General features: G+C 67.3%; 9 protein-coding genes and 1 riboswitch. Of the genes, 1 reads left to right on the forward strand and 8 read right to left on the reverse strand.

Annotation, left to right across the window (positions count from 1 at the left end; translation table 11 throughout):
* Nucleotides 1–141: 141 nt before the first annotated feature.
* Nucleotides 142–1,368 carry an oxygenase MpaB family protein gene (locus NQ038_RS14930; RefSeq protein ID WP_257049966.1) on the reverse strand — a complete coding sequence of 409 codons (1,227 nt, stop codon included), beginning with the start codon at nucleotides 1,366–1,368 and terminating at the stop codon, nucleotides 142–144.
* A gap of 180 nt (nucleotides 1,369–1,548) precedes the next feature.
* Entirely contained in the window at nucleotides 1,549–2,706 is a 1,158-nt protein-coding gene (locus NQ038_RS14935) for an ATP-binding protein (protein WP_257062957.1), read from the reverse strand.
* Nucleotides 2,707–2,869: 163 nt separating this feature from the next.
* Nucleotides 2,870–2,981: riboswitch (SAM riboswitch) on the forward strand.
* Between the two features lie 40 nt (nucleotides 2,982–3,021).
* On the opposite strand from NQ038_RS14935, the gene NQ038_RS14940 reads away from it, so the two are divergent.
* Nucleotides 3,022–3,591, forward strand: a complete 570-nt coding sequence (locus NQ038_RS14940) for a hypothetical protein (protein ID WP_257062958.1) — start codon at nucleotides 3,022–3,024, stop codon at nucleotides 3,589–3,591.
* A gap of 108 nt (nucleotides 3,592–3,699) precedes the next feature.
* Here the strand turns inward: NQ038_RS14940 and NQ038_RS14945 are convergent, their stop codons facing one another.
* The 6 genes from NQ038_RS14945 to NQ038_RS14970 all read right to left on the reverse strand — a co-directional run bounded on the left by NQ038_RS14945 (nucleotide 3,700) and on the right by NQ038_RS14970 (nucleotide 10,884).
* On the reverse strand, nucleotides 3,700–4,524 hold the full coding sequence (locus tag NQ038_RS14945; protein ID WP_257062959.1) for a carbon-nitrogen hydrolase family protein: 825 nt from the start codon (nucleotides 4,522–4,524) through the stop codon (nucleotides 3,700–3,702).
* A gap of 54 nt (nucleotides 4,525–4,578) precedes the next feature.
* On the reverse strand, nucleotides 4,579–5,415 hold the full coding sequence (locus tag NQ038_RS14950) for a DsbA family oxidoreductase (RefSeq protein WP_257062960.1): 837 nt from the start codon (nucleotides 5,413–5,415) through the stop codon (nucleotides 4,579–4,581).
* Nucleotides 5,416–5,457: 42 nt separating this feature from the next.
* Nucleotides 5,458–6,810, reverse strand: a complete 1,353-nt coding sequence (locus tag NQ038_RS14955) for a winged helix DNA-binding domain-containing protein (RefSeq protein WP_257062961.1) — start codon at nucleotides 6,808–6,810, stop codon at nucleotides 5,458–5,460.
* Between the two features lie 81 nt (nucleotides 6,811–6,891).
* Complete coding sequence (locus NQ038_RS14960) at nucleotides 6,892–8,442, reverse strand: MFS transporter (RefSeq protein WP_257062963.1); 1,551 nt, start codon at nucleotides 8,440–8,442, stop codon at nucleotides 6,892–6,894.
* A 61-nt stretch (nucleotides 8,443–8,503) separates the two neighbouring features.
* Complete coding sequence (locus NQ038_RS14965; protein ID WP_257062965.1) at nucleotides 8,504–9,901, reverse strand: ABC transporter permease; 1,398 nt, start codon at nucleotides 9,899–9,901, stop codon at nucleotides 8,504–8,506.
* A complete protein-coding gene (locus tag NQ038_RS14970; RefSeq protein ID WP_306428058.1) occupies nucleotides 9,898–10,884 on the reverse strand; it encodes an ABC transporter ATP-binding protein in 987 nt (328 codons plus the stop codon). The genes NQ038_RS14965 and NQ038_RS14970 overlap by 4 nt, the downstream gene beginning before the upstream one ends.
* Between the last annotated feature and the right edge of the window lie 323 nt (nucleotides 10,885–11,207).

Here is an 11,207-nt window from a genome sequence, read left to right on the forward strand (position 1 = left end):
ACTTCGAAGGTGATCTTTCTTCTGCGGGAATTGAACTCTAGACAAGTCCTATTTTCCCAGGTCAGAGGTCACCTTCACCTATTCATCCACACCCCGGACACCCCACACCATGAAAAACCCAGGCTAGTGGGAACGCCACCCTCACCCCACCGGCACCGTCTCATGTGCGCTCTTACCGTCGGCGGTCTGGGCCAGCAGCTGGCGGACGAACTCCTGGTTGCCGGCAATCTCGCGCTCCAGGGCCACCGGATTCTCCTGCAGCAGGGCGAACCGCCCGGCAACGGTCGGAATGTGGAGGGTCTCGGCGGCCTGGACCTCCGGATGGTGCGGGATGCCCAGGGCATCGGCAACCTCGTCGCCGTGGATCATCCTCACCTGAACCTCTGCGATGACGGTGTGCAGCTTGGGGTCCAGTCCGGTGATCTGCCCGTTCTGCACGCCCACGGCGGACAGCAGGGCCTCGGACAGGGCCCTGGACCCATCATCCGGATCCCCGTCCACCTCCGCAATGGCTTGGACCAGCGGCTCGGAACTCACGTGGTCCCGGTTGGGCTCCAGCAGGTCCGCAGGTATCCCCAGCATCCTGCCCACTACCTGCCACAGTCCGTAGACCTCGTGCACCTGCTCATCGGCCAGGTCGTAGCCCAGTCCGGCCAGTGCCCGATACGGCACATAGGTGAAGTCGAACCAGGTCCGCAGCATATCGATCGCATTGATCGGCAGCCCCCACACACTCGTGTCGCGCCCGGCCTGCAGGTCCTGGGCGCGGGAGTACGCATGCATCGCCCGCACCATCCCGGTATCGGCGAAGCCCTGCCCACCGGGGCGCAGCGCGTCCTCGTCGGCGAACAGGTGGTACTCCCAACTGGCGGTGTCGAGCAACCGCCGGACCGCGGTATCCACCAGCCGACCGGTGCGCGTGAGCACCGCGGAGATCGCCGGGGTCGAGTAGGTGTGGATGAGCGAGCCCGGCCCCAGCGCCACCGCGTGCACGGGTGCGGGGATCGTCAGATAGGCGCGCCGGCCCCGCTCCACCGCCGCCCAGTCCGCTGGCTCCACGGCCGCGCGCAGGTCGTCGATGAAGGCGTGGACTTCGGGGGCGTCCCCGGGTTCCGCGGCGCCCGCGCTCAGCGCCCGCCGCACCTGTCGCATCACGTCCTTGCGCGCCGTCGCCGAGGTGAACAGGGCGTCCGCGACCGGGTCGCCCTGGTAGAAGGCGACGAGGAAGCGTTCGGCCAGCTGCGCGCCGTGCTTGTGGGCGAAGGTCACTTGGTCGCCGCGCCCACTGGGCCAGACCGGGTCCGGTTTCGCGGCGGAGGTCGGCGTGGTTTCCGGGTTCGGGGATGCCGAATGTTGCGTCGTGTTCACGGATGCTCCTTTGCACAGTGTTGCCTGGAGCACAGTCTAAAGGTCTTTCACCGGACTCCAGAGAACCTCGCCTCTCCTGACCCTGACGACGCGGAAGCATCGGGGAGCGTCTCCGCTTCCTGTTATATTCTGTTGAACTTGTTATATTTGTTATATTTGGCTCACCAAGTAATCCCCGCCTCAATCCAAGGGTGGAGGTGGCGGGAAGCCGGCTCGTTCGCGGTTGTCGTCTATGGCCTCGGCAGCATGGTCCCGTAGGTATTCGCGTAGGTATGGCAGGCCGATCGTCACCTGGCCCCTCCCCGCTGGAATGATCACGCCGGAGTCCAACAACCGCTGCCGGTAGACCCCGGCATAGCCGGAATCGACTCCACCCATGCGCACTCGGATATCCTCGATCCGGCTGGAGCCATCGTCCTTCGCCATTGCCAGCAGGAACTGTCGGTCCACTTCGGACAAGCCGGACAGTGACGGTTCCAGAATGAACGGGCCCAGGGACTTCCGGGCGCGCCGATAGGCGTCGCGCGCATCGTCCAGCGAGATCTCCCCGGCCTGCGGGGTGCGCCGCCATGCCAGGTCGCCGATCAATTGGACCAGGAACGGATAGCCCTGCGAGGCACTCACCAGGAAGTCCAGTACGTCTTCGGAGACGGATCGCCCATGCCCGCGGATCGGTTCGACGAACGCGGTTCTGGTCTGGTTCGGGTCCAACAGTCCGATGTGCACATTGGCGCAGCGCCGCAAGAATGTGGCCGAACGTCCGGCCAGCAGGGACCTGATCTCCCCTTGGACTCCAGCGCCGATGAAGGCGACTTCATCGTCCTCCCGCACCAGGTGCTGGTATTCGGAGGCGAACAGGGCGAACTCCTCCACTGCAGCCGAACTCACCTCGTCGATGCTGAACACGATTCCACCATCGGGCTTCAGCAGTTCGCAGATGGTGTGGACCATCGTGCGGAAGGTCGGATTCTCCACCCGCCCGTCCGCGTATTCGATGCTCAGACTGCCCACGCCCGCCAGGCTCAGTGACGTCACTCTGAACTTCTTCTGCGGTTGCAGATCGCCCAAGATCCGCGGGAGGTGTGAGCCGACGATGCGCTCGAAGAAACCCTGGGTGGCGGTTTCGGAAACGACCCGCCAACCGCGCCCCCGCGCCAGATCCTCCGCGTGGTTGAGGATGACCGTCTTGCCCACACCGCGCAGCCCCGTCACCAGAATGCCGCGTTCCTGCGGCCACTGGCCCTGTTCCAAGCCCAGCTCAAGCCGATTCATGACCGCGTCACGGCCGGCCAGATACGGCGGGTTCTTCCCGAATCCCGGTTTGAACGGACTATCCATGCCGATGCTCCAGACCTAGGCTTTTATAGTCTTTATAGTCAAAGTAGCTTTTATAGTCTTTATAGTCCAGCCGCCCGCGCATCCTCGCCTTCCGCCCCGGCCCCTTCGACTTATTGGGTCACAATTCTAGAAGTCCCCCGCTTGGCCCGATAGCCTGAAGGCGGTTCAAGAGCTGCGGTCCATGTCCTGGCAGACCGCACGGCAACCGGAATCGATACCACGGTGCCCCCAGGAGACGAACCGGCCGCGGGCGGCCCGCCCACGGCAAGACGATCGATCCGCCGGGGCGACCCGGCGCGAAAGGCGGCAATAGCCATGACCTGCGAAGACCTCGCACACTTCCCCACTGTGATCCCGGACGACTGGCCGGTCTACCGGCTCGGCGGCGCGGCCCACTACGCGCCCGGCCCCGACGGCCGACCCCAGCGGGTCAGCCCGCCTCGGTCCCGGGACTGCAACGAGTACTGGAAATCCTTCAACCCCGCCGAGGCCGCGGCCTGGATCGAGGCCTGCTACGCCTTCCGCTCCACCCCCACCCGGCCCACGATCCTGGCCCTGTCACTGAGTTCCCTGCGCGACGGCGGGTTGCCCACCATCGGCGACGCGCCTGAAACGGTCGAGGCCGCCCGCGCGATCGGCTTCACGCCCACCGCGCTGAGCGTGTTGGGCGGGGCCCTAGCGGAGATCAGCCCGCAGGAGCACCCCCATCATCCGCGCAATTACGGCGGCGACCGGCGCTACGGAGTCCCCGGCCAGCCCTTCGACCCCAGCCAGTGGGACGGCTGGGTGAACCGGGTACTGGGCGGCACGCATCCGCTGATCGCGACGAAACGCCACCTGCGCAAGCGGCCATTCACCCTGTCCGGAGAGCGCCGCGCGGCCTGAGAGGACCACTCGCATAAACACCACTCCAGCGCGGAAACTACCTGAAATAGTAGGTAGTTTCCGCGCTGGAGTGGTGTCTGCGCACAGGTATGGTCAGCGCAGGCCGGGTTACTTCGGGACCACCGCGAACCGGCGGTTGTCCAGGGCGGCGTTCGTCGTGCGCACCTGGGCGATCCGCTCGGTGTCGATGGTGGCCTGGGCCCAGGCCCCGCCCTGTTCGCCGGCACCGGCCAGCACGGTCCCCATCGGGTCGAGGATCATCGACTGACCACAGCCGTATTTGGCGGTCTGCCCGCTGGCGGCCATGTACACGGTGTTCTCGATCGCACGCGCGGCGATGAGCGTCGCCCAGTGGTATTCCTTGGCCGGCCCCACCACCCAGGAGGCGGGCAGCGCGATGACATGGGCGCCGGCATCGGTCAGCCGGCGGAAGATCTCCGGGAAGCGCAGGTCGTAACAGGTCGCCGCCCCCACCTTCACCCCGTCGATGTCGAAGACGAAGGGATCCTCTATCGCACCCGCGGTCAGCTCATCGGATTCCTTGTAACCGAAGGCATCGTACAGGTGGATCTTGCGGTACGTCCCGGCCAGTTCGCCCGCCGGGGTCACGTGCACCAGGGTGTTGAAGGGGTGGGCCAGGCCGTCCGCCCCATCCCCGGCATCCGGGTTCGTCTCCGTCATCCCCGCCAGCACGTGTACGCCGACCTTCTTCGCCGCGGCCCCCAGGGCACGGACGAAGGGCCCGTCGACCGGTTCAGAGTAGAACGCCCCATCGCGGGTGTGCTTCGGGTCGGCGTACAGCGAGTATTCGGGCAGGATCACCAGATCGGCGTTCCGCCCCGCTTTGAGCACCAGTTCGATGCTGGTGCGAATGTTGTCCCGGACATCAGTGGTGGCGGCGAACTGCGCCACGGAGATCTGCAGAGTGCTCATGGGACCATTGTCCCCCACCTCACAGGCCGGCGACCGGCTCCGGCTGGAACAGGATCAGTTACAGCCGTCGATTCCGCACGCCGGGGCCGAGGTCTCTATGCCCCGGGCATCCGCATCATCGGCCGAGGTCCCTGCCGCGCCGGTTGCGCCGGACGCACCCGCCAGCGGATCCTTGAGCACCGGTGCCGCAGCGTGCTCGGACTGCCAGACCTGGTCCAGGGCCGCCTTGAAGTAGTCGACCGGCTGGGCCCCGGAGATCCCGTACTTGTTGTCGACGACGAAGAACGGCACCCCGGTCACGCCCAGGCGCTGGGCCGCGGCCTCGTCGGAGCGGACCTCACGGGCGAATTCCTCGGAGTCCAGAACGCGGTCCACGTCCTGGGAGGGCAGGCCGATCTCGGCGGCCAGACGGCGCAGTTCGGCGTGGTCCTCGACGTTGACACCCTCACTGAAGTAGGCCTTCTTGAAGCGTTCCTCCGCGGCATCCGCCAGGCCCAGGGTGTCGGCCAGCTGGATCAGCCGGTGCGCATCGAAGGTGTTGCCCGGCGTGGCAGCGCGCCAATTGAAGTCCAGCCCGACCGCTGCGGCCTGCGCCTCCATCTGTTCGTGCTGGGCGATCGCCTGTTCACGCGTGGAGCCGTACTTCGCTGCGATCATGTCGATCAGATCGGTGCCCGGCTGGGCCTTGGTCTGCGGGTCCAGTTCGAAGCTGTGCCAGTTGATCGTCACGTCTGCGGCGTGCGGGAATTCGTCCAGGGCCAGCTCCAGATGACGCTTGCCGATATAGCAGAAGGGGCACACGACGTCGGACCAGATGTCGATCGTCATCGGTTCTGCTTCCGGGTTCGGGGCCGCGTTCGGAGTCTGGGTCTGGTTCGCTGCTTCAGTCATCTTCTCAGTGTAGGCACCTCGACACCCCTTTTGGTTGATTGTTCAATCACTATGCGGGTAGCGGGCGAAGGTGCGCTCCACATCGCGCAGGGCCGCAGCGCTGAGGTCCGCGAAGGGCTCGGCGCTCAACCGGCGAGCGCCGGCCGAGCCACGTGGGGCCTTCCAGGTGCCAATGAACTTCCCGCCCCTGATCATCGTCTTCTTGAACATCCCGTTGTTACCCGGCACCAGCAGGGTATGGTGCTCGTCGCTCATGAACGCCAGGCGGTCCCGATACCCCAGCACCACCTCGTCGAATCCGGGCAGCAGAAAGGTGCCGTGCGGACGTCGCCCCGCCGCCTCGACCTCATCGGCCAGGCCCAGACGGGTCAGAGGCGTGTCCATATCGACGGGGTGCGAGGCACGCGGCCCCTGGGCCGTGACCGCTGCGCCGGACCCACCCAGCAGCTGTGGGGCGGCCGGTTCCACCCGGTCGGCGATGAGGGCGAAGCCCGCTTTGATCTGGCGCTGCGGCAGCTTGGTCCACCACTGGAAATCGCGCAGACTGACCGGACCGTGACTGCTCAGGTACCGCAGCAGGAGTTCGGCGGTTGCGGCGTCCCGATCGTCGTTGAAGCACCCGGCCAGGTCCGATCCGGCCGGCAGCCAGGCCTGTGCGGGCACCACCAGATTGTCCCGGTTCCCGTCCACCAGCGGTCCGTAAACCGCCAACCCATCGACGATCATGCTGGTGATCAGCGCATACGAGGTCCCGTTGCCCTCCAGCAGGCCAGCCTGGGCCCACAGTTCGGTGAGCCGACCACGCGTCACCCCGAGGGCGCCCTGCCTGTCTTCCCGAGTCTCCTCGGCTGCGGGAGTCTGCATGCCTTCAGGAGCCTGCGTGCCTTCGGGCAACTGCCCTCTTGCAGTGGCCTGCCCGCTTGCAGCCGCCTGTGCCTCGGTGAAGAAGATGTCACGCGACCGGGCGACCTGTTCGGAGCTCAGGCCCAAGCGCTCATAGCGTTTGGGTTGGGCGCGGCGCTGGGGGCCTGCGCACAGCTCAGTGATCCAAGCGGCGTCGGCGCCCGGCAGCGCGAAAACGGTCCCGCGCATCGGGTAACCGCGAACCAGGGAACCCGCGGCGAAGGCCGCCACGACCTCTGCGATCCGCTGATCCACATCCCGAGGTCCCGTGCGCAGGGCGATGGAGCTGAGCACTCCGGGCAGGTCCTGGCCCTGCATGGCACCCATGCCTGCCACGACCTCGGCCGGGGAAGCAGGTTGATGCGCAATGGCGGCATCGACGGACGGTCCCGATGCCGCCGCGGAAGCAGCGGAAGCAAACGCGGAAGCAAGCCCCGCGCCCACGAGCCCCTGCGCGACCAGCCGCGCCTCCACCAGAGTCGGATTCACCATGACCCAAGACTATGCCGGGGCACTGACACCCGCACGGCCCCGCGCGCTCAGCAACCTACACGTGCCCTGCACCCCGCCCGCTCACCGCTCAACTCCCGCACCCGCGTGGGACTCCGCGTCGGCGTAGGACTCGGCGTCCACGTCCTGGCCGGTCGGGTCCCACTTCACGATCCCCACCACGATCGCGCCCAGCAGCGGAGCACACGCGATGATCCAGAAAACCCCCATGGACAGGGCCGCGGAGACCACGGGGAAGAAGATGAGCGAGACGACCGAGAACGTCCGCAGCACAGCCTGGTTGAAGCCGATCCCGATCCCGCGCAGTCGTGCCGGATAGGACAGCGTCGCATAGTTCATCAGGTTGGTGCCGGGGCCGGCCGCCTGCATGAAGATGAACACCGCCAGCATCGCGATCGACACGATGACCAGCCCACCGGCCGGCACCCCGACCGCTGCCAGGATCGCCAGGGCCACCGCCTGCACCACGAAGCCGATGAGTGTGACCCGGCGCGAGCCCAGGCGGTCGACGATCCCGGCGCAGACGAACCCGCCCACCGCGCCGAAGCACAGGTTGATGACCAGCGAGCTGATGATCGTCACCAGCGGGCCCTGCTGGAACAGGGTCGTGATGATCAGCGGCAACCCGTAGCCCACCGCGTTGTAGCCGAAGGTCGAGAACACGCACACGCACATCGCCACGATCGTGCGCAGCCGGTACCGCTTGGAGAACAGTTCGGCGAACCCGCTCCACTGCGTTTTGTACGCGCGCGGCCGGGTTCCCGCAATCGCGGTTCCCGCAGCCGAGGCCGCGGCACCGGACGCGCCCGCGGCGCCCACTGCGGCCTCGGCCCCGGAAGCACCCGCCGGCACGTATTCCACCTCGAGTTCGTAGTGGGTCCGGAGCACGTCCACGGCTCCGGCCACATCGCCCTGATTGGCCAGCCACTGTGGCGATTCCGCCATGTACCTCCGGCGCACCAGCAGCACGATGAGCGCGGGGATCGCGCCGAAGCCCACGACGATGCGCCACAGCAGCGGCTGGGCCTCGTAGGGCAGGGACAGGAAGCAGATGAGGACGATGAAATAGCCGATGCCGGTGGCCACGTACCAGATGGGCGACCAGGTGCTCACGCGCTGGGAGCGGCCCTGCTTGCCGCGCAGTTTGGAGAACTCGGCGAGGAAGGCCATGGCCACCGGCATGTCCAGACCCACCCCGATCCCCATGATGATCCGGAAGAAGATGAGCACCCATTCATTGGGTGACAGGGCGCAGCCGATCGCGGCGACGACGAAGAACACCATATCGGCCATGAACAGCTTGTAACGGCCGAATCTGTCGGTCAGGTATCCGCCGAACACCGCGCCGATGACGGCGCCGATCATGATCGCGGCGTTCGTCAGGCCGGTCATGAAGCCGTCCAGCCCGAACTCGGTGCGGATGGCGGTGATGCCGAAGGCCAGTGAGGACATATCGTAGGCGTCCATGAAGATGCCGCCCAGGGCCAGCAGGACGATCGCCTTGGATTTGTGCCCGTGCGATCCCTGGGCGCCCAGTACGCGGTTGACGTCCTGGGCGGTGGAGATCGGCGTCGGCGCACCGGTGGAGGGAGGGTTCGGGGAGGGATTGGTCATGAGGCAACCCTAACCTGTCAATCCCCTGAGAGTCAGGGAATCAGCCCCATCGTGACTGACCTCACCCCAGTGCTGCGACCCGGGCCAGCAGCGGGCTGGTCAGCCGCAGCCCCACCCTGACCACCAGCACGCCCACCGCGACGGACCCGACCATCACCAGGAAGGTCACCGGTTGGAACACCAAGGCGGCGCCGGCCAGCGGGAACACCAGTACCAGGCCCAATGCGGCGGCGAACACCGACACCCAGATCACCGGCAGCATGACCGAGCGCACCGTGATCGCGCGCAGGGTCGGCACCCCCATCCCAGCGGAGTGCAACTGGACGAAGGAGTCACTTCGGTCGTAGACATCGGCCGCCTGGTTGATCACCGCGGACACGGCGATGAACACGAAGGAGATGCCCAACACCAACAGGATCCCGGTGACGATGTCATTGCCCAGCAGGTCCATCTGCTGCTGTAGGGCAGCCTCCTGTGCCGAGGCCTCGGCTCCGCCTGTGCCGCCGGCCTCCGCGGTAGCCTGGCTGTTCAGTCCCTGGACCAGGGCGGCGCCGGTACCGGCCACGGTCGCGGTGAAGGCGGTCATCGCCAGGCCGGAGACGCGGCGCCAGTAACGCTTGGGGTCATCGAGCACGAAACGTGCGGCCACCAGCCGCTCCGCAGTGCGCGCCCGCTTGGCCGAGGTCCGCGCGATGATCCGCACGAAGACCACGCCCAGCAGGTCGACGACCAGCAGTCCGCCGGCCAGCATGGCCAGCAGCGCCACGACGATGACCGCCATGCTCGTGGCCATCCGCGTGATCGAGACGGCCACGAACACCAGGACCAGCAGCACGGCTCCACAGGCCACCCGACCCCAGGGGAAGCCGGGTGCCTTCTGCCGGGTGCGCACACCCAAGGGGGACACGACCACGCGCCGCAGACCCACCAGGGTGCTGGCCACGGACACCGCGACCAGCAACACGACCGCCAGGACCAGGGCCCACACGGGGAGGACCATATTCGCGTAGCCGAGGCCAGTACCCTGGAAGTGGATGAGGCTGGTGGGCACCAGCAACACGAAGTACCCCGCGATGCCGGCCACGGTGCCCACGGTCGCCAGCAGCGCCGGTTCCGCCAGCGCCACCAGGGTCACGCCCGCCGCCGAGGCCCCCAACAGTGACAGCGAGGACAGACGTTCGTCATTGCGCCGGCTCGACAGGTTCGCGGCCGCCTGTCCCAGGGTGAAGGCCGGGACGATGAGCAGCACGGTGGCGATGGCCGCCAGCACCTTGTACATACCGAGCATGCCGCCCGCGTCGTTCGCCGTGTCCCAGTGCATGAAGGCCCAGGTTCCGCCGGCCACGGTGAGGAAGAGCGCGGAACATGCGGCGAAGGCGGCCATCATGAGCAGAGCGGGCCCGGATTTCAGGGTCCGCGCGTTGATGAGCAGGGGCAGCAGGCGCAGCGCGTTCCTCATGACCACGCCCCCTGGTCAGGATTGGGGGTTGAGTTGGGGTTGGTCCCAGAGGCTGGCTGGGCTTGGCCCGGCTGGACCCAGGCGGGCTGGGACTGCTGAGGCCCGGCACCCGTCCCGGCGGGGGCCTCGGCGCCGAAACCGACCGTGGTACCCGTCGAGGTGTCCGAGACGATGCGGCCGTCGCGCAGTCGCACGGTCCGGTCGCAGGCCGCGGCGACGGTTTCATCGTGGGTCACCAGGATCAGGGTCCGGCCGCGGCCCGTGGTCGAGCCCAGCAGCAGGTGGAGCACCTGGGCGCCGGTCTGCGAGTCGAGCGCGCCCGTTGGCTCATCGGCGAAGACAATGGCGGGGTCATTGGCCTGGGCGCGGGCAATCGCCACGCGCTGGGCCTGGCCGCCGGAGAGCTGCCCGATCCGCTTGCCGGCGTGTTCGGCCAGGCCCACGCGGGCCAGCAGCTCGCGCGCCTGCCCGGTGGCCGGGGTCCGGGGCACGCCCGTGAGCATGGCGGCCACGGCGACATTCTCCTCGGCCGTGAGCTCCGGCAGCAGCAGGCCCTGCTGGAACACGAAGCCGAAGGTGGTCCGGCGCAGGGCGGTGCGAGTCGCCTCGGAGGCGGCGGTGATGTCGATCGGGGCCGCGCCCGGCTGAGTCGCGCCGGGCTGGGCTGTGGCCCCCGGGCTCAGCACGACCTGGCCGGCGTCGGGCAGGATCATCCCCGCCAGGGTGTGCAGCAGGGTGGTCTTGCCCGAGCCTGAGGGGCCCATGATCGCCACGGACTCACCGACCCGCACGCTCAGGTTCACTCCCGCGAGCGCGGCGGTGGGCCCGTAGTGCTTCTGCAGGCCCGATGCCTGCAGTACCGGGGCGCCAGGTGGAGTGGTCCGAGGTCCTGGCTGGGGCTGCTGCGCGGGCTGAGCGGACTGCGGGGCATAGCCCGGCTGCGGCGGGTACTGGGGGACGGGAACGGACTGGAAATCATTCATACCCCCAGCATCGCGTGCGCGAGCCGGCCGGGCCATGGTGCCGACCCCAGACCTCGGCAGGGGGAAATCCCCTCATCCGCGAGTATGAGGATACATATGCTGTACTTTCGACAGTCGATGAAGTCCCGCTCCATCGAGTGTTCCCGCGCCTACCCAACAACCCCGGAAATCCGCGGCCCACGCGGGCTGCAAGTGACTGTCATGTCTCAGGACATCGGGGCCACGTGATGTCTCAACCAGGTGTGTCCATTGATGTCTCATGACTTCGTGTCCATCTCGGGTCGATGCGTGTATTTCGGATCGTTGAGGAATCCTCTGGGGCG

It is taken from the genome of Brevibacterium sp. 50QC2O2, from assembly GCF_024580675.1.
In the GTDB taxonomy this organism is placed as follows: Bacteria; Actinomycetota; Actinomycetes; order Actinomycetales; family Brevibacteriaceae; genus Brevibacterium; species Brevibacterium moorei.

Coding starts and splice junctions, on each gene's coding strand:
- NQ038_RS14935 (WP_257062957.1), bottom strand. CDS start 2,706: ATGGATAGTCCGTTCAAACCGGGATTCGGGAAGAACCCGCCGTATCTG.
- NQ038_RS14940 (WP_257062958.1), top strand. CDS start 3,022: ATGACCTGCGAAGACCTCGCACACTTCCCCACTGTGATCCCGGACGAC.
- NQ038_RS14945 (WP_257062959.1), bottom strand. CDS start 4,524: ATGAGCACTCTGCAGATCTCCGTGGCGCAGTTCGCCGCCACCACTGAT.
- NQ038_RS14950 (WP_257062960.1), bottom strand. CDS start 5,415: ATGACTGAAGCAGCGAACCAGACCCAGACTCCGAACGCGGCCCCGAAC.
- NQ038_RS14955 (WP_257062961.1), bottom strand. CDS start 6,810: ATGGTGAATCCGACTCTGGTGGAGGCGCGGCTGGTCGCGCAGGGGCTC.
- NQ038_RS14960 (WP_257062963.1), bottom strand. CDS start 8,442: ATGACCAATCCCTCCCCGAACCCTCCCTCCACCGGTGCGCCGACGCCG.
- NQ038_RS14965 (WP_257062965.1), bottom strand. CDS start 9,901: ATGAGGAACGCGCTGCGCCTGCTGCCCCTGCTCATCAACGCGCGGACC.
- NQ038_RS14970 (WP_306428058.1), bottom strand. CDS start 10,884: ATGAATGATTTCCAGTCCGTTCCCGTCCCCCAGTACCCGCCGCAGCCG.